This window comes from Actinomycetospora sp. C-140 (genome assembly GCF_054796175.1).
On record NZ_JBTWNF010000001.1, the window covers coordinates 295,729 to 322,285 of the forward strand.

Annotated in this window: 28 protein-coding genes; 21 read left to right on the plus strand and 7 right to left on the minus strand. The window is 76.0% G+C overall.

Annotated features, from left to right (window positions below):
• Positions 1-54 precede the first annotated feature (54 nt).
• Both ACR9E3_RS01410 and ACR9E3_RS01415 read left to right on the plus strand, forming a co-directional pair.
• On the plus strand, positions 55-1,578 hold the full coding sequence (locus ACR9E3_RS01410; RefSeq protein ID WP_460377864.1) for an FAD-dependent oxidoreductase: 1,524 nt from the start codon (positions 55-57) through the stop codon (positions 1,576-1,578).
• Between the two features lie 141 nt (positions 1,579-1,719).
• On the plus strand, positions 1,720-2,007 hold the full coding sequence (locus ACR9E3_RS01415) for a hypothetical protein (protein ID WP_285648047.1): 288 nt from the start codon (positions 1,720-1,722) through the stop codon (positions 2,005-2,007).
• 4 nt (positions 2,008-2,011) lie between these two features.
• Here the strand turns inward: ACR9E3_RS01415 and ACR9E3_RS01420 are convergent, their stop codons facing one another.
• Both ACR9E3_RS01420 and ACR9E3_RS01425 read right to left on the minus strand, forming a co-directional pair.
• The gene (locus ACR9E3_RS01420) at positions 2,012-2,680 is read right to left on the minus strand and encodes a TVP38/TMEM64 family protein (RefSeq protein ID WP_460377866.1); all 669 of its coding nucleotides are present in this window, start codon (positions 2,678-2,680) and stop codon (positions 2,012-2,014) included.
• Between the two features lie 13 nt (positions 2,681-2,693).
• A complete protein-coding gene (locus tag ACR9E3_RS01425) occupies positions 2,694-3,284 on the minus strand; it encodes a putative glycolipid-binding domain-containing protein (protein WP_460377867.1) in 591 nt (196 codons plus the stop codon).
• 113 nt (positions 3,285-3,397) lie between these two features.
• Between ACR9E3_RS01425 and ACR9E3_RS01430 the strand changes: the two genes are divergently transcribed.
• The 5 genes from ACR9E3_RS01430 (at position 3,398) to ACR9E3_RS01450 (ending at position 8,996) form a co-directional block, all read left to right on the plus strand.
• On the plus strand, positions 3,398-4,786 hold the full coding sequence (locus tag ACR9E3_RS01430; protein WP_460377869.1) for a glycerophosphoryl diester phosphodiesterase membrane domain-containing protein: 1,389 nt from the start codon (positions 3,398-3,400) through the stop codon (positions 4,784-4,786).
• Between the two features lie 2 nt (positions 4,787-4,788).
• Positions 4,789-5,457, plus strand: a complete 669-nt coding sequence (locus ACR9E3_RS01435) for a DUF4129 domain-containing protein (protein WP_460377870.1) — start codon at positions 4,789-4,791, stop codon at positions 5,455-5,457.
• Positions 5,458-5,468: 11 nt separating this feature from the next.
• Positions 5,469-6,623, plus strand: a complete 1,155-nt coding sequence (locus tag ACR9E3_RS01440) for a DUF4350 domain-containing protein (RefSeq protein ID WP_460377871.1) — start codon at positions 5,469-5,471, stop codon at positions 6,621-6,623.
• A gap of 61 nt (positions 6,624-6,684) precedes the next feature.
• Positions 6,685-7,674: an AAA family ATPase gene (locus ACR9E3_RS01445; RefSeq protein ID WP_460377873.1), complete on the plus strand. Its 990-nt coding sequence runs from the start codon at positions 6,685-6,687 to the stop codon at positions 7,672-7,674.
• A gap of 14 nt (positions 7,675-7,688) precedes the next feature.
• Positions 7,689-8,996, plus strand: a complete 1,308-nt coding sequence (locus ACR9E3_RS01450) for a DUF58 domain-containing protein (RefSeq protein ID WP_460377875.1) — start codon at positions 7,689-7,691, stop codon at positions 8,994-8,996.
• 9 nt (positions 8,997-9,005) lie between these two features.
• On the opposite strand, the gene ACR9E3_RS01455 is transcribed toward ACR9E3_RS01450, so the two are convergent.
• The 3 genes from ACR9E3_RS01455 to ACR9E3_RS01465 are packed head-to-tail and all read right to left on the minus strand — an operon-like array spanning position 9,006 to position 10,907.
• Complete coding sequence (locus ACR9E3_RS01455; protein WP_460377877.1) at positions 9,006-9,440, minus strand: VOC family protein; 435 nt, start codon at positions 9,438-9,440, stop codon at positions 9,006-9,008.
• Positions 9,437-9,883, minus strand: coding sequence for a helix-turn-helix domain-containing protein (locus ACR9E3_RS01460; protein WP_460378369.1), 447 nt, complete (start codon positions 9,881-9,883; stop codon positions 9,437-9,439). Before ACR9E3_RS01460 ends, ACR9E3_RS01455 begins: the two co-directional genes overlap by 4 nt.
• 16 nt (positions 9,884-9,899) lie before the next feature.
• Positions 9,900-10,907 carry a stage II sporulation protein M gene (locus ACR9E3_RS01465; protein WP_460377879.1) on the minus strand — a complete coding sequence of 336 codons (1,008 nt, stop codon included), beginning with the start codon at positions 10,905-10,907 and terminating at the stop codon, positions 9,900-9,902.
• Positions 10,908-10,963: 56 nt separating this feature from the next.
• Here ACR9E3_RS01465 and ACR9E3_RS01470 point away from each other — a divergent pair, with 56 nt between their 5' ends.
• From ACR9E3_RS01470 to ACR9E3_RS01490, 5 genes are all read left to right on the plus strand, one after another.
• Entirely contained in the window at positions 10,964-11,965 is a 1,002-nt protein-coding gene (locus tag ACR9E3_RS01470) for an RDD family protein (protein WP_460377881.1), read from the plus strand.
• A 255-nt stretch (positions 11,966-12,220) separates the two neighbouring features.
• Positions 12,221-12,685: a hypothetical protein gene (locus ACR9E3_RS01475; protein WP_460377882.1), complete on the plus strand. Its 465-nt coding sequence runs from the start codon at positions 12,221-12,223 to the stop codon at positions 12,683-12,685.
• Positions 12,682-14,604, plus strand: a complete 1,923-nt coding sequence (locus ACR9E3_RS01480; protein WP_460377883.1) for a cytochrome c oxidase assembly protein — start codon at positions 12,682-12,684, stop codon at positions 14,602-14,604. Before ACR9E3_RS01475 ends, ACR9E3_RS01480 begins: the two co-directional genes overlap by 4 nt.
• A gap of 62 nt (positions 14,605-14,666) precedes the next feature.
• Positions 14,667-15,875 carry an MFS transporter gene (locus ACR9E3_RS01485; RefSeq protein ID WP_460377885.1) on the plus strand — a complete coding sequence of 403 codons (1,209 nt, stop codon included), beginning with the start codon at positions 14,667-14,669 and terminating at the stop codon, positions 15,873-15,875.
• A 4-nt stretch (positions 15,876-15,879) separates the two neighbouring features.
• On the plus strand, positions 15,880-16,380 hold the full coding sequence (locus tag ACR9E3_RS01490; protein ID WP_460377887.1) for a GNAT family N-acetyltransferase: 501 nt from the start codon (positions 15,880-15,882) through the stop codon (positions 16,378-16,380).
• Here ACR9E3_RS01490 and ilvA read toward each other — a convergent pair.
• On the minus strand, positions 16,377-17,651 hold the full coding sequence (gene ilvA / locus ACR9E3_RS01495; protein WP_460377889.1) for a threonine ammonia-lyase IlvA: 1,275 nt from the start codon (positions 17,649-17,651) through the stop codon (positions 16,377-16,379). The two genes, ACR9E3_RS01490 and ilvA, sit on opposite strands and share 4 nt — an antisense overlap.
• Positions 17,652-17,799: 148 nt before the next feature.
• Between ilvA and ACR9E3_RS01500 the strand changes: the two genes are divergently transcribed.
• From ACR9E3_RS01500 to ACR9E3_RS01540, 9 genes are all read left to right on the plus strand, one after another.
• Complete coding sequence (locus ACR9E3_RS01500; RefSeq protein WP_460377890.1) at positions 17,800-18,915, plus strand: sensor histidine kinase; 1,116 nt, start codon at positions 17,800-17,802, stop codon at positions 18,913-18,915.
• Entirely contained in the window at positions 18,912-19,604 is a 693-nt protein-coding gene (locus ACR9E3_RS01505; protein WP_460377892.1) for a response regulator, read from the plus strand. Before ACR9E3_RS01500 ends, ACR9E3_RS01505 begins: the two co-directional genes overlap by 4 nt.
• 127 nt (positions 19,605-19,731) lie before the next feature.
• On the plus strand, positions 19,732-21,189 hold the full coding sequence (locus ACR9E3_RS01510; protein ID WP_460377893.1) for a multicopper oxidase family protein: 1,458 nt from the start codon (positions 19,732-19,734) through the stop codon (positions 21,187-21,189).
• Entirely contained in the window at positions 21,182-21,586 is a 405-nt protein-coding gene (locus ACR9E3_RS01515; RefSeq protein WP_460377894.1) for a hypothetical protein, read from the plus strand. The genes ACR9E3_RS01510 and ACR9E3_RS01515 overlap by 8 nt, the downstream gene beginning before the upstream one ends.
• The gene (locus ACR9E3_RS01520; protein WP_460377895.1) at positions 21,567-21,791 is read left to right on the plus strand and encodes a DUF7715 family protein; all 225 of its coding nucleotides are present in this window, start codon (positions 21,567-21,569) and stop codon (positions 21,789-21,791) included. The genes ACR9E3_RS01515 and ACR9E3_RS01520 overlap by 20 nt, the downstream gene beginning before the upstream one ends.
• Before the next feature lie 23 nt (positions 21,792-21,814).
• Positions 21,815-22,039: a hypothetical protein gene (locus ACR9E3_RS01525; protein WP_460377897.1), complete on the plus strand. Its 225-nt coding sequence runs from the start codon at positions 21,815-21,817 to the stop codon at positions 22,037-22,039.
• Positions 22,040-22,230: 191 nt separating this feature from the next.
• Positions 22,231-24,105: a molecular chaperone HtpG gene (gene htpG, locus ACR9E3_RS01530; protein WP_460377898.1), complete on the plus strand. Its 1,875-nt coding sequence runs from the start codon at positions 22,231-22,233 to the stop codon at positions 24,103-24,105.
• Positions 24,102-25,142, plus strand: coding sequence for an Atu2307/SP_0267 family LLM class monooxygenase (locus ACR9E3_RS01535; protein WP_460377900.1), 1,041 nt, complete (start codon positions 24,102-24,104; stop codon positions 25,140-25,142). Before htpG ends, ACR9E3_RS01535 begins: the two co-directional genes overlap by 4 nt.
• Positions 25,139-25,573, plus strand: a complete 435-nt coding sequence (locus ACR9E3_RS01540) for an MOSC domain-containing protein (protein ID WP_460377902.1) — start codon at positions 25,139-25,141, stop codon at positions 25,571-25,573. The genes ACR9E3_RS01535 and ACR9E3_RS01540 overlap by 4 nt, the downstream gene beginning before the upstream one ends.
• Here ACR9E3_RS01540 and ACR9E3_RS01545 read toward each other — a convergent pair.
• Positions 25,557-26,516, minus strand: a complete 960-nt coding sequence (locus tag ACR9E3_RS01545) for an endonuclease/exonuclease/phosphatase family protein (RefSeq protein ID WP_460377904.1) — start codon at positions 26,514-26,516, stop codon at positions 25,557-25,559. The genes ACR9E3_RS01540 and ACR9E3_RS01545 overlap by 17 nt on opposite strands.
• Positions 26,517-26,557 lie beyond the last annotated feature (41 nt).

The following is a 26,557-nucleotide window of genomic DNA, read 5'->3' on the forward strand; positions in this document are numbered from 1 at the left end:
GACCCTACCGCGATACCCGGCCGGTCCCGGCGCCCGCGGCTAGGGTCGGCGTCCGTGCCCGGCCCGTTCCGCCCCCACCACCACGTCGTCGCCCGCCCCGACCTCTCGCAGCGCGTCGGACCCGACGCCACCGCCGTCGTCGTCGGCGGCGGGATCGCGGGCGTGACGGCCGCGCTGGTGCTCGCCGAGCGCGGCGTGCGGGTGGAGCTGCTCGAGGCCGCGCCGCACCTCGGCGGCCGGCTCGGCACGTGGGACCGGCGCCTGCCCGACGGCAGCGAGGTCGTCGTCGAGCACGGCTACCACGGCTTCTTCCGGCAGTACTACACGCTGCGCGACGTCCTGCGCCGGATCGACCCCGCGCTCGGCTTCCTGCGCGACGTCGGCGGCTACCCGATCGCGAGCCGGCCCGCGGTGGGCTGGGAGTCCGAGGACTTCACGGCGCTGCCGCGCACCCCGCTGCTCAACCTCGCGACGCTCGTCCTGCGCTCGCCGAGCTTCAAGCTCCGGGAGCTGCGGCACGTCAACGCGGACGAGGCGCTCGCGATGCTGCGCTACGACCCGGCGAGGACCTACGCCGAGCACGACCACCGCAGCGCGCGGGAGCTCCTCGACTCCCTCGGGTTCTCCGACCGGGGCCGCGCGATGCTCTTCGAGGTGTTCGCGCACTCGTTCTTCAACGTCGAGCAGCGCTACTCCGCGGCCGAGTTCCTCGCGATGTGCCACTTCTACTTCACCGGCAACCCCGAGGGCCTGGGCATGGACGCCCCGACCGAGGACTACCGGACGGCGCTGTGGGAGCCGTTCACGCGGCTGCTCGAGAAGCACGGCGCGACGGTGACGACGCGCGCCCGGGCGGTGTCGCTGCGCCCGGACGGTGCTCGGGGCTGGGCGGTGGAGGTCGACCGCGAGCCCGCCCGCCACGCCCGTCACCTCGTCGTCGCCACCGACGTCCCCGCCACCCGCGACCTCGTCGCCGCCTCGCCCGAGCTCGTCGCGACCGCTCCGGGGCTCGCGCGGCGGGTCGCGGGCCTGCCCGGCGGCGAGCCCTACGTCGTGGCCCGCCTGTTCTGCGAGGGCGACGTCGACCCGGGTCGCGCGGTGTTCACGGGCGTCACCCGGGAGCGGGTCCTCGACTCGGTGAGCCTGTTCCACCGCCTCGAGGGCGGGTCGGCGCGCTGGGCCGGGGAGCGCGGCGGCTCCGTGGTCGAGCTGCACTCGTACGCCTGCCCGGCGGGGGAGTCCCTCGACGCGCTCGTCGCCGCGATGCGCGAGGAGCTCACCGCCCTGTGGCCCGAGGCGGCGGACCTGCGCGTGCTCGACGTCGACGCCCACCGGTACACCAACGCGCCGGGCTTCGACCCCGGCTACCACCTCGTGCGCCCCGGCGTCCTGTCCGACGCCCGCGGCCTGCGGCTGGCCGGCGACTGGGTCGCCAGCGACGTCCCGTCCGCCCTCATGGAGCGCGCCGCGGTCACCGCGGTCACGGCCGCCAACGACGTCCTGCGCGAGGAGGGCGCCGCCCCGGAACCGATGCGCTCGATCCCGCCCCGCGGCATCCTCGCCCGCCGCCGTACGTGAGCGAACTTTGGGCCTATAGCACCGAAGATCGCTCACATGGGGCGAGCAGGGCGGCGCGGGCGGGGACGCGATACCGTGCCCGCGCCGGCGACGGGGGTCGCGGCCCCGGGTGCGCCGGGACGAATCTGGAGGGACACCCGAGTGCCGAACCGACGGATGGCCGCCGTGCTGCTCGCCGGAGGCGTGGGCCTCGCCGCCCTGAGCGCCTGCAGCTTCCCCGCCGAGCCGGCCCCGGACTCGCCGGCCAGCCCGTCGGGCTACTCGACCGAGGGCTTCCCGCCGCCCGGCCCCGCGCCGCAGCCCGGCGTCATCACGCCGAACCCGGTGGTCGAGCCCGGCCCGTCGCCCAACGAGCCCCAGGCGCCCGCCGGCGCACCGCAGGGCGCCGAGCCCGCGCCGAGCTCCAGCGCCGCGCCGTCGGGTCCCTGAGCCGTCACTCCTCGGGCTCGGCACCCGGACGCTCCGGCGCGCGGGCGCAGAGCAGCACGCCCGCGAGCCCGATCGCGCCGCTGACCAGGAAGACGACGACCATCTGCGGCGAGAACGTCCCCGTGGCGGCGTCACCCAGCAGGACCACCGCCGCGGTCCCGGGCACGAGCCCGATCGCGGTGCCGACGAGGTAGGGCCGCCAGCGCACCGTCGTGACCCCGAACGTGTAGTTGAGCGGGGCGAAGGGGATCGCCGGCACGAGCCGCGTCGAGGTCACCGCGAGCAGGCCGCGCGAGCTCAGGCGCGCCTCGAGCATCCGGACCCGCCCCGGTCCGAGCCGTCGCACGGCCCGGCCGCCGAGGCGCCGCACGACCGCGAACGCGATCACCGCCGAGACCGTGCTGGCCACCAGGCACAGGCCGAGGCCCAGCCACGGGCCGAACAGCAGGCCCGCCGCCAGCGAGAACGCCGTGCGCGGCACCGGGGTCACCGTGACGACCGCGTGCAGCGCGAGGAACGCCGCCGGCGCCCACGCCCCGAGCGCTGCCACCCGGTCGCGCAGCTCCAGCGGCGTCGGCAGCGGCACCGTCAGCGCGAGCACGACCAGCGCGAGCAGCACGACCGCGAGCACCACCCAGTGGGCGCGGCCGGGCGGACGCCGCGGGTCGGACACCGATCGAGGGTACTCAGGCGACCCGCGAGAACAGGCCCTGATAGGCCACCACGAGACCCAGCGGGTCGACCGTGAGCGCGAACTCGCCGTAGGTCGGGTCGGCGTAGGTGTAGGTCGCGAGGCCCCGGGCGTCGTCGGGCCCGCGGCGGTAGACCTGGCGCACGCGGTGCACCGCGAGCGAGGGCACGTCGAGCCAGGCGACGTCGATCGCGGCCTCGCCGCCCACCGGCAGCCCGAGGCGGCGCACCGGCAGCGCGTTGGTCAGCGGGGTCGCCGAGACGTCGACGTCGGTGCAGCCGCGCAGCTCGGGCCACGGCCGCCCGTCGAGGGTCCACTCGCCGAGGGCGTCCACCGACAGGGTGACGCGCTCCAGCCCGTCGTCGCCGAGCACCTCGACGAACACCGTGCGCGTGAGCCAGCTCCGGTCGGCCACGACGGAGAACCGCAGCGACCACACACCGGAGCCGTCGCGCATCACGGCCGAGCCGTCGAGCAGGTAGGCGCCGTCGGGGTGCGACGCGTCGGGGGTGAAGTCGGAGAGCGCGCCGTGGGCGAGACCGTCGGAGACGTCGAGCCGCCGCCACAGCGCCGCGTTCAGGGCCACGACGTGATCGTGGCAGACACCCGGCGGCGACCCGCGCGTGCCACGGGGACACGCGTGGGACGATCGCGACGTCATCTCCTCCGGCGTGGGGGACACCGACGCGGAGAGGGAGCGTGCCCGAGGTGAGTGGTCCGGCGTCGGGGGACGGGTCCGGGGGAGAGCGCGAGGAGCAGGCCCCGGAGCAGGCCCGGGAGACCACCGGCCCGGATGCCCCGGACCAGGCCGTCGAGCGACCCACCGGGCAGCAGACCGCGGCGTCGGACGTCCCCGGTGACGAGCCCACTCCGCCGCACGGCACCCCCGGCCCCGCGGCCGTGCCGGCCTGGGACCCGGGCGCGGGCTCCGAGGGAGGACCCGGGCAGTCGGCGGGTCAGCAGCACGGAGGCCCGCAGCCCGGGCCCGCGGGTCCTGGTGGCTTCGGGCACCCCGCGCCCGCCGGACCGCCCGGTGCCGCCTACGGCGGCCCGACCGGCTACGGGCAGCAGGGCTACGGGCAGCAGCCGCCGCCCGGACCCCCGTACGGCGGTGGCGCTCCCGGCGGGTTCCCCGGGGGCTTCGGGGGGCCGCCGCGCGCCCCGAAGCCCGGCATCGTCCCGTTGCGCCCCCTCGGCCTCGGCGAGATCCTCGACGGCGCGCTGGGCTACATCCGCGCGCACCCCCGGGTCGTGCTCGGCACGTCGGCCGTGGTCGCGGTGATCACCCAGGCCCTCGCGACGGTCCTGCAGGTGTTCGTGCTGCGCTCGACGACGCAGGCGGGCACCACGCCGGACCTCGCGCAGCTCACGAGCCTGCTGGCCGGCACCGGCATCACCGGCGTCGTCACCACGATCGTCACGATCATCGCCGTCGCCGTGCTCACGGGCATCCTCATGGTCACGATCAGCCGGTCGGTGCTCGGCGCCCCGGTCGAGGCCGGCGAGGTGTGGCGCGCCGCGCGCCCACGGATCCCGGGCGTCATCGGCGTGTCCCTGCTCGTCGCCCTCATCGCCGTCGGGCTCGTGGTGATCGGCACCGTGCCGGGCCTGCTCCTGCTGCTCGTCGACGGCACGCTCGGCGGGGTCGTCATCGCCCTCGGGGTCATCGCCGCGATCGTCGTCGCGATCTGGATCTCGGTGTCGCTGTCGCTGGCCACCCCCGCCTACGTCCTCGAGGGGATCGGGGTCACCGAGGCGCTGCGGCGCTCGTGGTTCCTGGTGCGCGGGCGGTTCTGGCCGGTGTTCGGCATCCAGCTGCTCGGCGGCCTCATCGCGTTCGTCATCGCCGGCGTGATCACCGCGCCGTTCCAGCTCGTCGGCACCCTGCTCGCCGGCGGTTCCGACAACCCGGCCGCGGCGACCACGTCGCTGCCGGTCCTGCTGCTCACCGCCCTCGGGGCGATCATCGGGTACACGCTGACGACGCCGTTCCAGTCCGGGGTCACCGGGCTGCTCTACGTCGACCAGCGGATGCGCCGGGAGGGCTTCGACATCGAGCTGCAGCGCGCCGCCGCGGGCGGGCGCTGACGGTGCTGACGGCGCTGCCCGTCCCCGCGCCGCCGGACGTGCCCGCCGCCCCGGGCACGGTCCCGATCGACCTCGGCGCGGACCCGGCCCGCGAGCTCGCCCGCGAGGAGCTCGCGCGGCAGGTCTACCGCGACGCCGCGCCCGACCCGGTGCAGGCGTCGCTCCAGTGGCTGGCCCGCCGTCTCGACGACCTGCTGCGCGCCGCGTCGGGGATCTCGCCCGGCGGGGCCTGGGGCCTCGCGGTGCTGCTCGTGCTGCTGGTGGTCGTGGTCCTGGTGGTGCGGCGGCGGTTCGGCCGGCTCGAGCGGTCCGCCGCGGTGCCCGGCGCCGTCCTCGGGGACGCCGTGCGCACGGCCGACGAGCACCGCCGCCTCGCCGACGGCCACGCCGCCGCGGGCCGGTGGGACGACGCCGTCCGCGAGCGGATGCGCGCGGTCGTGCGGTCGCTGGAGGAGCGCACGATCCTCGAGCCCCGCCGGGGACGGACCGCGGGCGACGCGGCCCGGGAGGGCGGACGGGCCCTGCCGGCCGTCGCCGACACGCTGCGCGACGCCGCCCGAATCTTCGACGAGACCGTCTACGGCGGCCGCCCCGCCGACGAGGACGCCGACGCCCGCGTGCGCTCCGCCGACCGCGAGGTGGCGGCGACGCGGGCCGTGGCGGCCCCGTGACGTCCACCTCGGTGACCCCGGAGACGGCGACGCCACGGCCGCCCGTCCGCTGGCGGGGCCCGGTGCTGGTCGGGGCGCTGGTGCTGCTCGGGGCCCTGCTCGTCGCGGTGCTCGCCACCCCGACCCGCACCGGCGCCATGCGCCCGGACTCCGCCTCGCCCGACGGCGCGATGGCCCTGGCCCGGGTGCTCGAGGGCCAGGGGGTCCGCGTCGAGCCGCTGAGCGACCTCGACGCCGCCACCGCGGCCCCCGGCCGCACCGTGCTCGTCGCCGCGCCGGAGCGGATGAGCACCCGGCAGCGCGACGCCCTCGCCGCGTCCGGCGCCGACCTCGTGCTCGTGCGCCCCGACGAGGCGACCCTGACCGCGCTGGCCCCGGGCGTGCACGCGGAGCCGATCGAGCTCCCCGAGCCCGTCGACCCGGCGTGCGCCCTGCCCGCCGCCCTGCGCGCCGGGCCGGTCGACCTCGAGGGCGGGGCCTACACGCTGGATCCGACCGTGCCGCCGGGAGCCCAGCGCTGCTACCCGACCGGCAGCCCGACCGGGGCGGCGTCGCTGGTCGAGCTCGGCGTCCACGGCCGCACCGTGACCGTCGTCGGCGACGCCACCCCCTTCACCAACGACGTCCTCGACGAGCGCGGCAACGCGGCGCTCACCCTGGGCCTGCTCGGCGCGCACCCCGACCTGCTCTGGTACCTGCCGGTGCCCCCGCCGGCCGAGCCCGGCCAGGAGCGCGGGGCGTCCGAGCTCCTGCCGCCGGGGTGGATCTGGGGGCCGGTGCAGCTGCTCGTGGCGGGCCTGGCCGTCGCCCTCTGGCGCGGACGCCGGCTCGGCCCCGTGGTCACCGAGGACCTGCCCGTGGTGGTGCCCGCCGGCGAGACCGTGCGGGGCCGGGCCCGGCTCTACCGCCGTGCGGGAGCCCGCGACCGTGCCGCCGAGGCGCTGCGCTCCGACGTCCGGCGCGACCTCGCCGCCCGGCTCGGCGTCCCGCGCGGCGCCAACGTGGCCTCCCTGGTCGACGCCGCCGCGGGCCGGACGGGGTGGCCGCCGGCCGACGTCGGTGCGCTCCTGGCCGGACCGCCGCCTCCGGACGACTCCTCGCTCGTGGCCCTCGCGGGCGAGCTCGACCGCCTGCGCGAGGCGGTGCGGGAGGCCCCGGGTGGGTGAGGTGCTCCGGGGGCACCGGGACCGCGCGACGGGCACGACACGGAGCGTGTGATCGGATGGCGTGGTGACCGACAGCGGCGACGTCGACGGCGAGGTCGGGCCCGACGAGGCGCGCGAGGCCCTGCTCGCGCTGCGCCGCGAGGTGGCCAAGGCCGTGGTCGGCCACGACTCCGCGGTGACGGGCCTGGTGATCGCGCTGCTGTGCCGCCGGCACGTCCTGCTCGAGGGCGTGCCGGGCGTGGCGAAGACGCTGCTGGTGCGGTCGGTGGCCGCGGCGCTGTCGCTGGAGGACCGCCGGGTGCAGTTCACGCCGGACCTCATGCCCGGTGACGTCACGGGCTCGCTGGTCTACGACTCGCGCAGCGCCGAGTTCTCGTTCCGCCCCGGGCCGGTGTTCGCCAACCTCCTGCTCGCCGACGAGATCAACCGCACCCCGCCCAAGACCCAGGCCTCGCTGCTGGAGGCCATGGAGGAGTACCAGGTCTCGGTGGACGGGACGCCGCGCCCGCTGCCCGACCCGTTCGTGGTGGCCGCGACCCAGAACCCGGTGGAGTACGAGGGCACGTACCCGCTGCCCGAGGCCCAGCTCGACCGGTTCCTGCTCAAGCTCGTGCTGCCCCTGCCGCCGCGCGACGACGAGATCCGCATGCTCTCGCGCCACGCCGAGGGCTTCGACCCGCGCGACCTCGCGGCGGCCGGTGTGCGCCCGGTCGCCGGGGTGGCGCACCTGCGGGCCGCGCGCGCCGCGGTGGCGCAGGTGACCGCGCGGCCCGACGTGCTCGCCTACGTCGTGGACCTGTGCCGCGCGACCCGGTCGTCGCCGTCCCTGCGCCTCGGGGTCTCCCCGCGCGGGGCGACCGCGCTGCTGCTCGCGGCCCGGAGCTGGGCCTGGCTGTCGGGCAGGACCTACGTGACCCCGGACGACGTGCAGGCCCTCGCCCTGCCCGTCCTGCGCCACCGGGTGGCGGTGCGCGCCGAGGCCGAGCTCGAGGGCGTGACCGCGGACGGGGTCGTGTCCGGCGTGCTCGGCGCGGTCCCGGTGCCGCGCTAGCGGCCCGCGACGACATGGCCGTCACCGGGCGCTTCGCGCTGCTCGTCGCGCTCGCCGCCCTGGTCGTGGGGCTGCTGTTCCCGTCGGGCCTCGGTGTCCTCGTCGTGTCCGGGGTGCTGGTCGTCGTGGCGCTGGCCGACGCTCTGGTCGCGGTGCCCGTGCGGTCGCTGCGCCTCGACCGCGAGCAGGAGCCCGGTGCCGTCGTGACCGTGCGCCTCGGGGAGTCGCTCGAGGTGCCGCTGCGGGTGGCGAACCCCGGGCGACGACGGGCGTCGCTCGTGCTGCGCGACGCGTGGGAGCCCTCGGCCGGCGCGGCGCCGCCGCGGCACCGGCTCGTGGTGCCGGCGGGGGAGCGGCGCCGGGTCGTCAGCACCCTGACCCCGACGCGCCGTGGCGACCGGGACGCGGTCCGGGTGACGGTGCGCTCGCTCGGTCCGCTCGGTGTCGCCGCGCGCCAGGGCCGCCACCAGGTGCCCGCCCGCGTCCGGGTGCTGCCGGCCTTCGGGTCGCGGCGCCACCTGCCCTCGCGCCTGGCGCGGATGCGCGAGCTCGACGGGCGTCGCGCCGTCCAGATCCGCGGGCAGGGCACGGAGTTCGACTCGCTGCGCGAGTACGTCGCCGGCGACGACGTCCGCTCGATCGACTGGCGGGCCTCGGCGCGGTCCACCGAGCTGGTGGTGCGCACCTGGCGTCCCGAGCGCGACCGCCACGTGCTCGTCGTCATCGACACCGGGCGCAGCGCCGCCGGCCGGGTCGGTGACGCCCCACGTCTCGACGCGGCACTGGACACGGCGCTGCTGCTCGCCGCGCTCGCGTCCCGCGGCGGCGACCGGGTCGACCTGCTCGCCCTCGACCGCGAGGTGCGCGCCTCGGTGCTCGGGGCCACCGCGGGCGAGCTCCTGCCGTCGCTGGTGACGGCGATGGCCCCGCTGGAACCGCGGCTCGTCGAGACCGACATGCGCCTGCTCGCCGCCTCGGTGCTCGCGCGGGCCGGGCGGCGCAGCCTCGTGGTGCTGGTGACCGGGCTCGACGAGGCCGCCGTCGTCGAGGGCCTCGAGCCCGTCCTCGGCTCGCTGCTGCGCCGGCACACGGTGATGCTCGCCGCGGTCGCCGACCCGGGGCTCGCCACGATGGCCGCCGGGCGGGGCGACGCCGAGGCGGTCTACACCGCGGCCGCCGCCGGCACGGCCCGCGCCGCGCGCCGGGGCGTCGCGGAGCGTCTCGCCGGCCGCGGTGTGGAGGTCGTGGACGCCGCCCCCGACGACCTGCCCCCGGCCGTCGCGGACCGCTACCTGGCGCTGAAGGCCGCGGGCCGGCTCTGACCCACGGCGCTACGCGTGCGGGAAGTCCTCGCCGGAGTAGGGCCGCGGCTCGACCATGACGAGCCAGTTCCCGGAGTTGTCGCGCAGGACGGCCTCGACGCCGTACGGGCGCTCCGCGGGCTCCTGGGTGAACTCGACGCCCCGCTCGACCAGGCGCTGGTGGTCGCCGCGGCAGTCGTGGGTGGTGATCCCGAACCCGCCCATCGACCCGGCCGCGAGCGCCCGCCGGACCGCGGCCGCCATCTCCTCGTTCAGCGGCGGCCCCGGCACCATCAGCGTGACCTCGAGCTCGGGGTGGTCCGGGTGGTGCACGGTCACCCAGCGGAAGCCCTCGCCCATCGTGACGTCGGTGCCCTCGACGAAGCCGAGCACGTCGACGTAGAACTTCTTGGCCTCGTCCTGGTCGGTGACGTAGAGGGTGACCAGGGAAACGTTCGTGATCATGCGGAGGATTCTCCCGGGCGCAGGCCCTCCACCGGCTTCTCCGCGATTGCGCAGTCCGACAAGCCGTGCATGAGCACGAAACAGCCGGGGATGCGCGGCGGCCCGGTGTGCGCCCAGCGGGCCTGGTACTCGGAGGGGCTCGCGCCCACCAGCCGCCGGAACCGCGTGGAGAACGACCCGAGCGACTCGTAGCCCACGAGCCGGCAGACCTCGGTGACCGTGAGGTTGGTGGCGCGCAGGAGGTCCTGGGCGCGCTCGACGCGGCGCTCGGCCAGGAACGCGTGCGGGGTCAGCCCGTAGGTCCGGGCGAAGCAGCGCAGGAAGTGGTACTTCGACAGGCCCGCCGTCGCGGCCAGGGCGTCGAGGTCGAGCGGCTCGGCGTAGTGCCGGTCGATCCGGTCGCGGGCCCGGCGCAGGCCCACGAGGAGGTCCTCCGGCACCAGGGCGGTCACCGGGTCCTCACCCCGCGCTCGGGAGCACGGCGCCGCGGCGGTCGTCGGCGAGGTCGGCCAGGGCGGGCGCGGTCGGGCCGTGGCGGCGGACCAGGTGCACGCCCCACAGGACGTAGGCGGCGAACGCGGCCTCGGCGAGCACGCCGATGCCGACCCGCGCCCAGGTGGGCAGGCCGGACGGCGTCACGAACGCCTCGATGACACCCGAGATCATCAGCAGCACGGCGACCCCGAGCGCCATCCCGGCCGTGGTGCGGCCCTGCCGGGCCAGCGACTCGGCGCGGCTCAACGGTCCCGGGTCGATCCACGACCAGCCCAGCCGCAGGCCCGCGCCCGCGGCGACGAACAGGGCGGTGAGCTCGAGCAGACCGTGCGGGGTGATCAGCCCGAAGAACAGCTCGGCGCGCCCGTTGGCGGCGAGGATCCCGCCGGAGAGCCCGACGTTCACCACGTTCTGCAGCAGCACCCACAGCACCGGCAGGATCAGCACCCCGGTGACCAGGCAGACCGCGGCGAGCCAGGCGTTGTTGGTCCAGACCTGCGCGGCGAACGACGACGCCGGGTTGGAGCTGTAGTACTGCTCGAAGTCCCGCTCGACGAGCCGGCGCGTCTCCTCCGGGGGCAGCAGGGCGGCCTGGACATCGGGAGAGCGGGCGACCCACACCCCGACCGCGACCATCACCACCGCCGAGACGGCCAGGGTCGTCAGCCACCACCGCCACGACGCGGCGAGGGCCACGGCGAACCCGACCGTCGCGAAGCGGGTGAGGTCGCGCCAGGACGCCGTCGTCGACCCGGTGATCGCCGTGCGGGCGCGGGCCACCAGCGTCGAGAGCCGTGCCACCAGCGCCGGGTCCGGCGACGTGGAGCGCACGACGGAGAGGTGGGTGGCCGTGCGCTCGTACAGCGCGACCACCTCGTCGACCTCCGCGCCGGTCCACCGGCGGCGGTCCAGCAGGTCGGCCAGCCGGTCCCACTCGGGCCGGTGGGCGGCCACGTAGGCGTCGACGTCCACGGTCGCCGATCCTCCCACCGCCCGGTGCGGGGCGTCGTCGCTGGCACGATGGCTGCGTGGACCGCGTGGTGATCGGGGAAGCGGTCGAGCTGGACGTCCGCACGGCCCGCCTGCCCAGCCGAGCGCTGGCGCTGGGCATCGACATCGTGCTCATGGTCGTGCTGCTGGTGCTCCTCCTGCTGTTGATGTCGCTCGTCGGCTCGGAGGTCGACGACGCGCTCGCCGCGGCGGTCGGCCTGGGGCTGATCGTCGTGACGTTCGTGGGCTATCCGCTGCTCTGGGAGACGCTGACCCGCGGCCGCACCCCGGGGAAGTACGCGATGGGTCTGCGGGTGGTCCGCACCGACGGCGGCCCGATCGTCTTCCGGCACGCCCTGGCCCGCGCGCTCGCCGGGTTCATCGTCGACTTCGGGCTGCTCTCGGCGTTCACGGGGATCATCGCGATCGTCGTGTCGGCCACCTCCGTCCGCGGTCAGCGGGTCGGCGACCTCCTCGCGGGCACCGTCGTCGTCCGCGAGCGGCTCCCGCGCACCGGTCTCGCGAGCCTCCCGCCCGCCGACCCGCGGCTCGCCGCCTGGGCCACCGGGTGCGAGCTCTCGCGCCTGCCCGACGACCTCGCCCTCGCCGCCCGCCAGTTCCTCGTCCGCGCACCGCAGCTGGCTCCCGCGGTCCGGATGTCGCTCGCCGAGCGCCTCGCCGGCGACGTGGCCGCGCGCGTCGCCCCGCCGCCACCGACGGGCGTGCCGGCCGAGCCCTACCTCCTCGCCGTGCTGGGGGAGCGCCGCCGCCGCGAGACCGCGCGCCTCGGTGCCGGGTCGCCGTGGGGGAACGGGACGGGCGCCGCCCCAGCCCTGTCGGGGAGCGGGTCGAGCGCCGCCGGTTCGCCGTGGGGTCCGCCGTCCGCGGCGCCGCCGACGGGTCCAGGACCCCAGGGTCCGTGGAGCACGCCTGCCGCGCCGGGTCCGTCCGGCCCGTCCGACTCGGTACCCCCGTCGAGCCGGCCCGAGGACGACGGGTCTCCCGCGCCCTCGACCGGCGGCTTCGCCCCGCCCGGCTGACCTCGCCGGGGCATGATCGCTCCAGGTGCTCCCCTGACCCGATGTGACGGGGTCAGAGGAGCACCGGGGCGGATCACGGGGCGAAGCGCACGATCCGGCGGGCGTGACGCTGCGTCGAGGCCCGCTCCCGACGCTCCGATCCCGCCTCGAGATGCTTCGGGAACCGAAGCGTTTCCCCGGGTATCGGCCCCTCCTCCCGAGCCCGACCGACCCCCCGCGGCGCAGGTCGCCGGAGCGACTTGCCACGATCGGTCCGTGCCCTCGGACCCCACGGCGACGCCGGCCTCCGCCGCGGCGGACGGTACGGAGGAGCCCGGCTCCGGGCACCCACAGCGCCCCGCGATCGCGGTCGCGGCGCTGGTGCTCGGGGTGATGGCGCTGGTCAGCGCGTGGACGGGCTGGGGCGGGCTCGCGCTCGGGCTGCTCGCGGTGATCGTCGCGCTCGCCGCGCTGGCCCGGCTGCGAGGCCGCACGGACGCCGGCGCGCACCCCCGCCGCGGCCCGCTCGCCGGCCTCGCGCTGGGCGTGGTCGCGATCGGGATCGCCGTGGTCGTGGAGTGGAGCACGCTCGCCGGCGCCGTGACCTACCTCGAGACCGGCGGCGTCCGGACGCTCGACGAGTGCATGCGCCAGGCGCAGAACGAGAAGGAGCAGCACGTCTGCAAGTCCCAGCACCTCGACGAGTACCGCGCCCGGTACCCGAGCGAGATCGACCCGTGAGCCGCGGCGCGGTCCTGGCCGGTGCCGCCGCCGGGCTGGGGCTGCTCGTCGCCGCCGTCGCAGTGCTCGTGCGCGGGCCGGTCGGCTACGCCGAGCTGGGCCTGGACGACCCCGGCGCCGCCCTGCGGGCCGCGGTGCCGGTGCTGCGCGCGGCCGTCGACCTGACGGGCGCCGCGACCGTCGGCGGGCTCCTCGTCGCGCTGGTCGTCGCCACGCCGTCGGCGGACAGCGGGTCCGCGTTCACCCCGACCGGGACGCGGGCCCTGCGCCTCGCGCGGTGGGCGGCGTGGGTGGGCGCGGCCGCGGCGGCCGTGTCGGTGCCCGCGACGCTCGCCGAGTCCGTCGGCGGGCGCCTCCCGTTCGGCCCGGGGCTCGTCACGGTGATGCTCGCGCGGGGGGAGCCGGTCAGCTGGCTGATCGCGGCCGTGCTGGGGGTCGCGACGGCCGTCGCGGCGGGCGAGGTGCGGCGCTGGACCGGCGGCGCGGGCGTGCTCGCCCTCGCCCTCGCCGCCCTCCTCGCCCCCGCCGCGACCGGCCACGCCGCCGACGGCGTGGGCCGCGACCTCGCCCTGCCCGCGACCGCGCTGCACGTCGTCGCCGCGGCCGTCTGGCTCGGCACGCTCGGTGCCCTGGCGGTCGTCGGCGACCGCAGCCCTCGATCGTGGTGGCGCGCCGCCCGGATCGGCACCGCCGCGGGGATCGCGACCGTCGCCTCCGGGGCCGTGGCCGCCGGGGTCGCGCTCTCCGCGCCGGGCGGCACCGGGGTCGGGGGTCACCGGGACTACACGGTGCTCGTCCTGCTCGCCGCCGCCCTGGGCGTCGTCGCGGGCGGCGTGCTCTGGCGCCGGCGCACCGGGCGCGTCGCGTGGCCCCTGGAGCTGGGGGTGCTCGCGGTCGTCGTCGGGCTGTCGGCGGTCGCGACCCGCGCGGTGCCGCCCGTGCAGGCGCCGGGAGCGACGAGCGCCCCCACCGCGGTCCTCGGCTACGGCCTCGCGGCGGCGCCGGACCCGTGGGTGCTCGCGACCTCCTGGCGACCCGAGCTGACCTCGCTCACGCTGGCCGTCACGCTCGCCGCCCTGTACGCCGGGGGCCTGCGGCGGCTCGCGCGGGAGGGCGCGCGCTGGCCGGTCGGGCGCGCGGTGGCCTGGTTCGCCGGGTGCGCGCTGCTCGTCGTCGCCACCTCGTCCGGGCTCGGGCGCTACGGCCCGGCGGTGCTGTCGATCCACGTGGCCGGGCACATGCTGGTCGCCACGGCGGTGCCGCTGCTCTGGGCGCTCGGTGCGCCGATCGTGCTGGCGCGCCGGACGCTGCGCGAGGCCCCGCCCGGTGCACCCGAGGGTCCGGCGGAGTGGCTGGAGCACGTCCTCGCGGCACCGACGCTGCGCGTGGCGTCGCACCCCGTCGTCGCCGTCGTGCTCGTCGTCGGCTCGCCCGCCCTGCTCTACCTGACTCCGGTGTTCTCGCTGACCCAGCCGCTGGGCTGGCTGCAGCCGGTGATGACGCTGTGGTTCCTGCTGGTCGGGGTCCTGTTCCTCGGCCCCCTCGTCGCCGGCCCGCCGAACGGTCCGGGCCTGCCGTACCTGGCCCGGCTGACGTTCCTCCTGGCGACCATGCCCCTGCACGCGCTGGTGGGGCTGGCGCTGCTCGCCGCGGACCACCCGATCTCGCGGACGCCGGTGCTCCCCGCGGACGGGGGGAGCGGTCAGGTCTTCGTCGACGACTTCTTCGTACGCCTGCGCCTGCCCTGGGCCCCGGATCTCCTGGCCGACCAGCACCTCGCCGGCGTGCTCACGTGGCTGCTGGGCGACCTGCCGCTGCTCGCGGCCGTGGTCGTGGTGCTCGTCGCGTGGTCGCGCCACGCCCGCGTCGAGGACGCCGACCGGCGCGCCGACCTGCTGGTGGGTCTCGGATCACGGTGAACTTCCCACATCGTGGGAGGACTTTCCTGCGGAATGGGCGTCGATAGCGTAGACAAGCACGTGTGCGATCCCGTCGACGCTGGGCCGTCCTCGCCGTGGGCGTCGCGGCGCAGACCGCCGCGTCCGCCGTGGTCTACGGCGTGCCGTTCCTCGTGCCGAGCCTGCGGGACGAGCGGGGGCTCTCGCTCGCGGAGGTGGGGATCGTCGTCGCGGCACCCACGCTCGGCCTGCTCGTCGCGCTGATCGCCTGGGGCGCGGTCGTCGACCGGGTCGGGGAGCGCCTCCCGATGGCGGCCGGCCTGGGCTTCTGTGGCGTCCTGACCGGTGCGCTCGCCCTCCTCGCCCCCGCGTCGCTCGCCCTCGCCGTCACCCTGCTGGTGCTGGCCGGGATCGGGGCGGCCTCGGTCAACGCCGCGAGCGGGCGGCTGATCATGGGGTGGTTCGACGTCGAGGAGCGCGGCCTCGCCATGGGGATCCGCCAGACCGCGCAGCCGCTCGGCGTCGCCGTCGGCGGGCTCGTGCTGCCGACGCTCGCGCAGCGCGAGGGGTCGTTCGAGGCGCTCGTGTGGCCGGCACTGGCGTGCGTGGTGTGCGCGGTGCTGGTGGTGCTCGTGGCCGCCGATCCGCCGCGCACCCCACGCGCGCCGGGGGAGGCCCCGCCCGCGTCGCCGTACCGCTCGCCGGTCCTGCCGCGGGTGCACGCGGCGAGCGCCCTGCTGGTGCTCCCGCAGTTCGCGATCTCGGCGTTCTCGCTGGAGTACCTGGTGCGCGAGCAGGGCTGGTCGCCCGGGGTGGCCGGTGTCTTCGTGGCCGCGGCCCAGATCGCCGGCGCCGCCGGGCGCATCGGCAGCGGATGGTGGTCCGACCGCGTCGGCTCGCGTCTGCGCCCGATGCGTCAGCTCGCCGTGGCGAGCGCCGCGGTGCTGCTCGTGTTCTCGGTCGGCGACCTCACCGTCGGGCTGATCGCCGTCGCCGGGATCGCCGCCGGATCGGTCATCACCGTCGCCGACAACGGCCTCGCGTTCGTCGCCACCGCCGAGATCGCCGGGCCCGGCTGGTCCGGCCGCGCGCTCGGGGTGCAGAACACCACCCAGAACATCGTCGCCACCGTCGCGCCGCCGGCCCTGGGGGCCCTCATCGGCGTCTCGAGCTACGCGGTCGGCTTCGCCGTGGTCGCCCTCGCGCCGCTCGCGGCGATCGGTGTCACCCCCGTCGCCGACGAGCCGGTCCCCGAACGCGTGGCGGTGCGGACGGCCGCCTCCGGAGACTGACCCCGTGGGCTGGAGCATCCGCCGCGCCGTCGAGGCCGACGCCGGGAGGATCGGCGAGATCACCGTCGCCGGCTGGCGGAACGCCTACCGCGGCATCGTCGCCGACGAGCGCCTGGACGCCCTCGACGCCGCGGAGATCGCCGAGGTCCGCCGGTCGGCGATCGCCGCGCCCGAGCCGATGGCGGTGTTCGTGGCGGAGGACGGTGCCGGGGTGCAGGGCTACTGCACGGTCGGTCCGTCGCGCGAGCCCGATGTCACCGACGGCGTGCTCTACACCCTCTACCTCGACCCCGCGGTCATCGGCACCGGCGCCGGCGGGGCGCTGCACGACGCCGGCGTCGCGCACCTCGCGGCGGCAGGCTTCGCGCGGGCCACGCTGTGGGTCTACACCGCGAACACGAGCGCCCAGGCGTTCTACGCCCACCGCGGCTGGCGTGCCGACGGCGAGCCGTACCAGGGGCCCGGGTGGTCGGCGCCCGCGACGCTGTGGGTCAGGAACCTCTAGACCAGGAACCGGAACGCGGGCGAGCCCGGCTCCAGCGCCTCGATCTGCAGCGGCGAGCGGGCCATGCGCTCGAGCAGCGGCTCGAGGTCGTCGCGGGACCCGATCTCGACACCGACCAGCGCCGGGCCGGCCTCGCGGTTGTCGCGCTTGACGTACTCGAAGCGGGTGATGTCGTCGTCCGGGCCGAGGACCTCGTCGAGGAAGCGGCGCAGCGCCCCGGGCTCCTGGGGGAACTCGACGAGGAAGTAGTGCTTGAGGCCCTGGAAGCGCAGCGAGCGCTCGATGACCTCGGCGTACCGGGAGACGTCGTTGTTGCCGCCGGAGAGGACGACGACCACGGTCTCGCCCGGCACGAGGTCCAGACCCGGGCCGTCGGGGCGGATCGCGGCGCCGGCCAGCGCGCCCGCGGGCTCGGCGATGATGCCGTCGGTCTGGTAGAGCGCGAGCATCTCGGTGCACACCAGGCCCTCGTCCACCGCGACCAGCTCGGCGCCCGAGCGGCGGATCAGCGGGTAGGTCACCGCCCCGGCCTTGCGCACGGCGGCGCCGTCGACGAAGCGGTCGAAGCCGTGCTCGTCGAGCATCACCGGGCTGCCCGCGTGCAGGGCGGCGGCGACGTTGCGCGCCCCGGCCGGCTCGACACCGATGACGCGCGTGCGCGGGTGGGTGGCCTGCAGCCAGGTCGCGGTGCCGGCGAGCAGCCCGCCGCCGCCGACCGGCACGACGATCGTGTCGGGCGCCTCCCCGAGCTGCTCGACGATCTCGGCGACCACCGTCGCCTGGCCGGCCACGGTGCGGGTGTCGTCGAACGCCGGGACCAGCGTCGCCCCGGTGTCCTCGGCCCAGCGCGTCGCCGCCGCGGACGACTCGTCGTAGGTGTCGCCGTCCACCACGAGGTCGATCATGTCGCCGCCGAGGGCGACGATCCGCTCGCGCTTCTGGCGCGGGGTGGTCGACGGGATGACGACCCGGCCCTTCACCCGGTGCGCGGCGCAGGCGAACGCAAAGCCCTGGGCGTGGTTGCCGGCGCTCGCGCACACGACGCCGGCCGCGCGGGCCTCGTCGTCGAGCTGGCTGATGAGGTTGTAGGCCCCGCGCAGCTTGTAGGAGCGGCCGACCTGCAGGTCCTCGCGCTTGAACCACACCTCGGTGCCGGTGACGGACGACAGGCGCGGGTTGCGCTGCAGCGGGGTGCGCTCGGCAATGCCCGCCAGACGCTCCGACGCCTCGAGCACCTGCTTCTCGAAGGTCGTACCGCCGTCGCGCGCCATGGGTGTCCCGCTCCTTCATTACCAGGGGTTGATCCGTCGATCGTAGGTGCCCCCGGGGACGCGGTCCCGCCGTACCCCGAGAGATGCCCGGGTCGCGTACGTCGGAACGCTGACGACACGGCCCCCGCCGCTCCCTAGCGTCCCCCGGGTGAGCCCGGATGCCCTGCGCCCCGCCCACGCCGACGTGGCGATCGCCGCCCTCGCGGGCGCGGGCTGCCTGGTCGGTGCGGCGATCTCGGCGACGCCCGCCGACCGCCCCTGGTGGCCCGGCGGCGCGCTGCTCATCGCGGCGGCCGCGGCCGTGCTCGCCTGGCGGCGACGCGCCCCGCTCGTGGTGCTCGCGCTCACGCTCGCCGCCGTCGCGCCGTACTACTGGCTCGGCTACCCCGACGGCCCGACGTCGCTGATGGTCGTCCTCGCCGTGTACACGGTCGCGAGCCGGCTGACCTGGCACCGCTCGGTCGCGGTCGGCGTCGTGCTGCTCGCGGTGTGGGTCGGGCTGGAGCGGGTCGTCGCCGCCCACGAGGGCGTCGCGACCCCGGGCGCGCGCGAGCACGTGATGTGGATCGTCGTCACCGTGGCCGTCGGGGTCGCGGTCGGCGGGCTGCGGCGTGCCCAGACCGCCGCGACCGAACGCGCCGAGGAGCAGGCGCGGCGGCGCGTCGAGCAGGAGCGGCTGCGGATCGCCCGCGACGTGCACGACGTCGTCTCCCACAGCCTCGCCATGATCGCCGTGCAGGCGGGGGTCGGCGCCCACGTCGCCGACCGGCGTCCCGACCAGGCCGTGGCCGCCCTCCTCGAGATCAAGGACGCCAGCCGCGCGGCGCTCGCCGAGCTGCGGCGCACCCTCGACGTGCTGCGGGACCCCGATCCCGCCGAACCCCACGGCCTGCACCGCCTCGACGAGATCACCCGGGTCGCCGGGCTCGCCGGGGTCGAGGTCGCGGTCCGGGGACGGGCCGGAGCCCTCTCCGCGCCGGTCGACGCCGCCGCCTTCCGCATCGTGCGCGAGGCCGTGACCAACACGGTGCGCCACGCGCGCGGCGCCCGCCGGGTCGTCGTCGACCTCGACCGCGACCCCGCCGAGCTGCGGGTCCGGGTGGCCGACGACGGCGAGGCGGTGGACCCGCCCACCGCGGGCAACGGCCTGCGGGGCCTCGTCGAGCACGCGAGCACGCTCGGCGGGCGGGCGGCGGTCGTGCCCGGGCAGGACGGGTTCGTCGTCGAGGCGGCCCTCCCCCTGCCGGGGGCGGGTGCGCGGTGATCCGCGTGGCCCTGGCCGACGACCAGCAGCTCATCCGCGCGGGGCTGCGGGTGCTGCTGGAGACCGAGGACGGCTTCACCGTGGTCGGCGAGGCCGCCGACGGTGCCGCGGCCGTCGCGCTCGCTCGCGCCGAGCACCCCGACGTGCTGGTGCTGGACGTGCGGATGCCCGGCGTCGACGGGCTGACCGCGCTGGAGACCATCACCGCCGACCCGGACCTCGCGGGCACGGCGGTGCTCGTCCTGACGACGTTCGACCTCGACGAGTACGTCTACCGCGCCCTGCGCGCGGGCGCGGCGGGCTTCCTGCTCAAGGACGCCGAGCCGCTCGACCTCGTCCGCGGGATCGCGGTGGTCGCCCGGGGCGAGGCCCTGCTCGCCCCGGCGGTCACGCGCCGGCTCGTCGCCGAGTTCGCCGGGCGCCCGCAGCCGCTCGTGGCCGCGACCCGGCTCGACGTGCTCACCCCGCGCGAGCGGGAGGTGCTCGCGCTGGTCGGTGCCGGGCTGACCAACGACGAGGTGGCCGCGCGCCTGGTGATCAGCCCGGCCACCGCCCGCACCCACGTCGGCCGGCTGCTGACCAAGCTCGACGCCCGCGACCGCGTCCAGCTCGTCGTCGTCGCGTACGAGACGGGGCTCGTCACCCCGAGATGTCAGCGGGGGGCCACCGCAGGCGCGGGGCGTCCCTGATGAGAGGAGCACGCCGATAGGAGCACACGCTCGCGGCCGCTCGGGGTCGCTACGCCCGCGGGCGTACGCCGGGGACACGTCGCCGGGCCGACGCCGGAACGGGTCCGCGTCACGACGCTGCTGAGCCGTGTCCCTCTCCCGCCGCCGCTTCCTCGGCGCCACGCTCGCGGCCGGCGCCGTCACCGCGCTCGCGGCGTGCTCGTCCGGCGCGCCACCGATCGTGCGCCGCCCGGCCGAGCGGCCGCTCGCGATCCCGCCGATCGCCCCGTCGCGCCCCGACGCGGCGGGCCGGCGGGTCGTCGAGCTCACGGCCGCGCCCGGCACGAGCCACTTCCTCGACGGGCGCACCACGGCCACCTGGGGCTACGGCGGCCTGCCGTTCGGCGGCCCGACGCTGCGGGCGTCGCGCGGCGAGGAGGTCGTCGTCCGCGTGACCAACGGCCTGCCCGAGACCACGACCACCCACTGGCACGGGATGACCCTGCCCGCGCGCATGGACGGCGGCCCGCACCAGCCGATCGCCCCCGGGGAGACGTGGGAGGCGTCGTGGCGCGTCGACCAGCCCGCGGCGACCCTCTGGTACCACCCGCACCCGCACGGGCAGACCGAACGGCACGTGCACCGCGGGCTCGCCGGGCTCTTCCTCGTCGACGACGACGTCGCCGTCGACCTGCCCGACCGCTACGGCGTCGACGACGTGCCCGTCGTGCTCACCGACCGCAGCTTCGCGCCGGACGGGAGCTTCGACACCGCGCACCGCAACGCGGTCGGCCTGCTCGGCGACACGGTGCTGGTCAACGGGACGGTGGCGCCGTGGTTCGCGGTGACCACGACCCGCGTGCGCCTGCGCGTGCTCAACGCCTCGCCGGCGCGCAGCTACCGCGTGTCCGCCGGCGAGCCGGTCACCCTCGTCGGCACCGACGGCGGCCTGCTCCCGTCGCCGCGCGTGGTGCCCGACGTCGTGCTCACCCCGGGGGAGCGGGCCGAGATCGTCGTCGACGTCGCGCCGGGCCGGCCGGTGACGGTGCGCTCGCTGCCCCACGACCTCGGCGCCGTCAACGGGATCGCCCGCGCGACGGGGGGCGACGACACCCTCGACCTGCTCGAGCTCCGGCCCGCCGACCGCCTCGAGGAGTCCCCGTCGGTGCCGTCGGTGCTCTCGCGGGAGACGCCGCTGGTCGAGGGCGGCGGCCGGACCCGGCGCTTCGTCCTGTCGAACGACCGGATCAACGGGCTCGCCATGGACATGGGCCGCGTCGACGAGGTCCTCGAGACCGGCGCGACCGAGGTCTGGGAGCTCACGAACCGGCACACGCTGCCGCACAACATCCACGTGCACGACGCCCGTCTCCAGGTGATCGCGCCGGCGGAGCGGGCCTGGAAGGACACGGTCCCCGTCCCGCCGGGCACCACCGTCCGGCTGCTGGTGCGCGTGGGTCCGTACGCCGACCCGGCGACGCCGTACATGCTCCATTGCCACCTGCTGCGCCACGAGGACGACGGGATGATGCTCCAGTTCCTCGTCGTCGCCCCCGGCCAGCGGCCCGCCACGGCGATCGCGATGCCCGGGCACGACCATGGCTGACGGCTCGGCGGCCGCCGTCGGCATCCTGCGCGGGGTGGCGGTGCTGCACGCCGCCATGGCCCTCGTGCAGCCCGTCGCGGCCGGGGCCCTGCTCCAGGCGTCGACGGTCGGGCTGACCGTGCACCAGGCGGTCGGGGGCTCCCTCCTGCTCGTCACGCTGGTGCAGGTCGTCGCCGCGGTGCTCGCCTGGCGTCCCGGGCATCTGCCGGCGTGGCCGATCGCGGTCGCGGCCGGCCTCGTCGTCGCCGAGACCGCCCAGGTCGCCCTCGGCGCCACCGGCGTGCTCGCGGTGCACGTCCCGCTCGGGGTGGCGATCGTCGGGACGGCGGTGTGGTTCGCGTGGTGGGCGGTGCGCGCGCGTCCCGTGATCGCTCCGGGTGCTCCGGCGGGTCGATGACATCGCCCCGGAGGAGCACCTGGAGCGATCATCGCCGGTCCGGTCCTCGTTGCAGGCGCAGGGCTGGGATGCCTGTGCCTGCTGCTCGACCGACGAAGCCGACGACCTCGCCGAGTACGTGGCCGGCTGGCCCGTGGGCACGATCGTCGAACGTCGGCTCGACCTCCTGCACGTCCGCGCCCTGCCGAACGAGCTCGCGGCGTGAGACTCGCCGGTAAACTGCCCTCCGTGGCGAGCAGGCGGGTCAGCATCACCCTCGACGAGTTCTCCGTCGAGCTCGTCCGGGGGGCGGCCGCGCGGGCGGGGATGTCGCTGTCCGCGTGGCTCGCCGAGACGGCCCGGCAGGAAGCCGTGCGGCAGGGGGCGGGCTCCTCCTGGGGCGACCACGAGTCCGACGCCCTGGCCGACGACGCCGACCACGTCATCGCCACGTCGTCGACCCCGGCGAACTGACCAGCCGCCCGTGCCGGGCGTGGGTGGGGGAGCGGCTGGGTGCCGTGGACACGACCACCCTGTCCCGCATCGACGGCGCACTCAGGGCAGCTCTCGATCTCTGAGCCGTCCGCGCGGTCGGGGCCTCCGGCCCGCGCCGACCGGTCGATATCCTGAACTCTGCACGCACGACCCACCGCGGGAGAGGACGCATGAGCGAGACGATCGAGTTCCAGGCCGAAGCCCGTCAGCTGCTCCAGTTGATGATCCACTCGATCTACTCCGACAAGGACGTCTTCCTCCGCGAGCTGATCTCCAACGCCTCGGACGCGCTGGACAAGCTGCGGCTGGAGTCCTATCGCGACAAGGATCTCGACGTCGACACGTCGGACCTGCGGATCGAGCTGGAGCAGAGCGCCCCCGACGTCGAGCACCGCACGCTGGTCGTGCGCGACAACGGCATCGGCATGACCCGCGACGAGGTCGTCGAGCTGATCGGCACCATCGCCAAGTCGGGCACCGCGGAGATGCTCGCCCAGATCCGCGAGTCGCAGAACGAGAAGGGCGAGAACGCCGAGGACCTCATCGGCCAGTTCGGCATCGGTTTCTACTCGAGCTTCATGGTCGCCGACCGCGTCGAGATGGTGACGCGCAAGGCCGGGACGAGCGAGGGCGTGCACTGGGAGTCGACCGGCGAGGGCACCTACACCCTGGAGCCGGTCGAGGACGCCCCGCAGGGCACCTCGATCACCCTGCACCTCAAGCCCGAGGACGCGGAGGACAGCCTCCACGACTACGCGAAGCCCGAGACGGTGCGCCGCATCGTGAAGCGGTACTCGGACTTCATCACCTGGCCGATCCGGATGACCCCGCCCGCCACGGACGAGACCCCGGAGCCCGAGCCGGAGACGATCAACTCCCGGCAGGCGCTCTGGGCGCGTCCGAAGTCCGAGGTGACCGACGAGGAGCTCACCGAGTTCTACCGCCACGTCAGCCACGACTGGCAGGAGCCGCTGGAGACCATGCGGCTCTCGGGCGAGGGCACGTTCGAGTACCAGGGCCTGCTGTTCCTGCCGGCGCACGCGCCGATGGACCTGTTCATGCGCGAGGCCCGCCGCGGCGTGCAGCTCTACGTCAAGCGCGTGTTCGTGATGGACGACTGCGAGGCGCTCGTCCCCGAGTACCTGCGCTTCGTCAAGGGCGTGGTCGACGCGGCCGACCTCTCGCTCAACGTCTCCCGCGAGATCCTCCAGCAGGACCGCCAGATCCAGGCGATCCGCAAGCGGCTCGTCCGCAAGGTCCTGCAGACGGTGGCCGCCCTGCAGGAGAACGAGCCGGAGAAGTACACGAGCTTCTGGGGCGAGCTCGGCCGGGCCTTCAAGGAGGGCCTGATCACCGACCCGGACAACCGGGAGGCGATCCTCGCCGCGAGCGCGTTCCCGTCGACCCACTCCGCGGACGAGAACACCACGCTGAAGGCCTACAAGGGGCGCATGCCCGAGGGCCAGGAGGCCATCTACTACCTCACCGGGGCGACCCGCGGGAGCATCGAGAACTCCCCGCACATCGAGGCGTTCCGGGCCAAGGGCTACGAGGTCCTGCTGCTCACCGACCAGGTCGACGAGGTCTGGACCGACACGGTCACCGAGTTCGACGGCACCCCGATGGCCTCGATCGCCAAGGGCGACGTCGACCTCGGTGGCGACGACGAGAAGCCGGAGGGCTTCGACGACCTCCTGACCTGGATGGGCACCGAGCTCGCCGACGACGTCAAGGAGGTCCGTCTCTCCACGCGCCTGACCAGCTCGCCGGCCTGCCTCGTCGGCGACCCCGGCGACATGTCGCCGATGCTGGAGAAGATGTACCGGGCGATGGGCCAGGAGCCGCCGGTCACGAAGCGGATCCTCGAGCTCAACCCGCAGCACGCGCTGGTGAGCGGTCTGCGCGACAAGCAGGGCGGCGGCGACGCGGACCCCGATGTCGCCCGCCTGCTCTACGGCATGGCGCTGCTCGCCGAGGGTGGCGAACTCAAGGAGCCGACGGCGTTCGTCAACACCCTCGCCGAGCGCCTGCAGAAGACGCTGTGACACCACCGCTCCGCCTCGGCGTCGACAGCTTCGTCGCCCGGGTCACCGACCCCCACACCGAGCGGGAGATCGGCCCCGAGGAGCGCTTCGAGCACCTCCTCGAGGAGATCGCGCTCGCCGACCGGGTCGGGCTGCACTCCTACGGCATCGGCGAGCACCACCGCAGCGAGTACTACGACGCCGCCCCGCCGGTGATCCTCGCGGCCGCCGCCGCGCGCACCGAGAACATCCGGCTGCGCAGCGCGGTCACGGTGCTGTCGGCGGCCGACCCGGTGCGGGTGTTCCAGGAGTTCGCGACGATCGACCTCATCTCCCGCGGGCGGGTCGACCTCGTCGTCGGCCGGGGCTCGTTCGTCGAGGCGTTCCCGCTGTTCGGGCTGGCGTTCGAGGACTACGACGAGCTGTTCAGCGAGAAGCTGGACCTGCTGCTGAAGATCAACGAGTCGCCGATCGTCACGTGGTCGGGCAAGCACCGCCCGGCGCTGACCGAGCAGCCCGTCTACCCGCGTCCGTCGCAGGAGCAGCTGCCGATCTGGGTCGGGGTCGGCGGGACGCCGGAGTCGTTCGTCCGGGCGGGCCTGCTCGGGCTGCCCCTCATGGTCGCGATCATCGGCGGGGAGCCCCGGCGGTTCGCGCCGTTGATCGACCTCTACCGCCGCGCGGGCGAGCACGCGGGGCACCCGCCGGAGGCGATGCGGGTCGGGCTGCACTGCTTCGGGTTCGTGGGCGACGACGTCGCGAAGGCCACCAACGCCTTCTATCCGGGCTGGCAGGAGATGTTCACGACGGTCGCCGCGGAGCGCGGCGGGGCGCCGCCGACCCGGGGCGCGTTCGACGCCATGCGCGGGCCGGACGGCGCCTTCTTCGTCGGCGACCCGAAGACGGTGGCCGCCAAGGTCGTGCGGGTGTCCGAGCAGCTCGGCGGCGTCGAGCGGATCAACCTGCAGATGACCAACCCGCGCCTCGCCCACGACGACCTGCTGCACTCGATCGAGCTGCTCGGCACCGAGGTGATCCCGCGCGTCGAGCAGGCATGACCCGCGTCGCGGCGCTGCACGTCGCGCCGGAGCGGAAGGCCCCGATGGTCGCCGTGCCGCGGATCGAGGTCGAGGCCGGATCGGGCGTCGTCGGCGACCGGTACCACGGCACGCGCCACCGGCACGTGTCGCTGCAGAGCCGCGACGAGCTCGCGGCGGCCACCGAGGCCTTCGGCGCTCCGGTGCCCGAGGGGCTGACCCGCCGCACCGTGACCCTCGACCACGGGACCGTCCCGACCGAGCCCGGCGCGCGGGTCGTCGTCGGCGACGTGGTGCTGGAGGTCGTCCGGCGGGCCGCGCCGTGCCGTGTCATGGACACCGAGATCGGCGAGGGTGCCCGGGCGGCGCTCCACGGGCGGGGCGGCGCGATCCTGCGGGCGCTGACCTCCGGGACGATCGCCGTGGGCGACGAGGTCACGCTGCCGGTGTGACCGCGCACGGGCCGACGGTGGCGGTGATGCCGTCGTGGTCCGAGTCCGGGAGCGCGAACTGCCGTGGCGCGTCACCGCACCAGCCCGGTCCGACCAGCAGGTGGTCGATGCGCAGCAGGAGGGCGCGCCACATCGTCACCGACGTCGGGCCGGTCCCTTCGGCGCGCATCGCGTCGGTGAGCCCGGAGCGCACGAGCAGGCGGTAGTCGCGGGCGCGGTCGGTGGAGTTGAGGTCGCCGGCCACCACCACCGGGCCCGGCTCGTGGATGACCCGGGCGTCCAGGCCCTCGACGAGACGGTGGTGCTCGGCCGGGGTGGTCCAGTAGCCGCCGCTGCCCGTCCACCACGGCTTCGGGACGTGCATGGCGTAGAGCACGAACGGCGTCGGCGCGGCGACCGCCGCGCGCATCCCGGGGAATCCCGGGCCCGGCGGCTGCAGGAGCCGCAGCGGGAAGCGGCTGTACACCCCGACCGAGGGCTCGCCGGGCGTGAACAACCGGTACGGGTAGGCCGCGGCGACGCCGGCGTCGACCGGGGGCGAGTTCTCCACGACCGCGAGCACGTCGGCGTGCGCCGCGCGCAGGGCCGGCACGGTGGACGGCATCGCGGTGACGTTGGCGCTCGCGACCGTCACGCCCGCGCCCGGGCGCACCGGACCGACGTCGGCGGGTGTCCAGGGTGCGACCACGGCGATCGTCCCCGCGAGCAGCGCGGACACCGCGACGAGGACGCCCCGGCGCCCGATCAGGGCGACGGCCACGATCGCCGCGGCCGCCACCAGCAGCGGCAGCACGATCGCGACGACGTCGCCGACGAGACCGAGCTCGTCCCGGAGCGGGAACCACGCCCACGGCAGCGCGGCCAGGACCAGGACGAGGGCCCACGGCACACCCCGGACACGCCGGCGGTCCGGCGCCGACGACACCCCGGCGCCTCGCTCCACGGTGATCGACCGTACCGATCCAGCAGCACGGTGTCGGTCAG

Bases quoted from the DNA above. Each gene is read 5' to 3' on its own strand.
- htpG (WP_460377898.1), top strand. From the start codon at position 22,231: ATGAGCGAGACGATCGAGTTCCAGGCCGAAGCCCGTCAGCTGCTCCAG.
- ilvA (WP_460377889.1), bottom strand. From the start codon at position 17,651: ATGGCGCGCGACGGCGGTACGACCTTCGAGAAGCAGGTGCTCGAGGCG.
- ACR9E3_RS01515 (WP_460377894.1), top strand. From the start codon at position 21,182: ATGGCTGACGGCTCGGCGGCCGCCGTCGGCATCCTGCGCGGGGTGGCG.
- ACR9E3_RS01450 (WP_460377875.1), top strand. From the start codon at position 7,689: ATGGCCGTCACCGGGCGCTTCGCGCTGCTCGTCGCGCTCGCCGCCCTG.
- ACR9E3_RS01540 (WP_460377902.1), top strand. From the start codon at position 25,139: ATGACCCGCGTCGCGGCGCTGCACGTCGCGCCGGAGCGGAAGGCCCCG.
- ACR9E3_RS01455 (WP_460377877.1), bottom strand. From the start codon at position 9,440: ATGATCACGAACGTTTCCCTGGTCACCCTCTACGTCACCGACCAGGAC.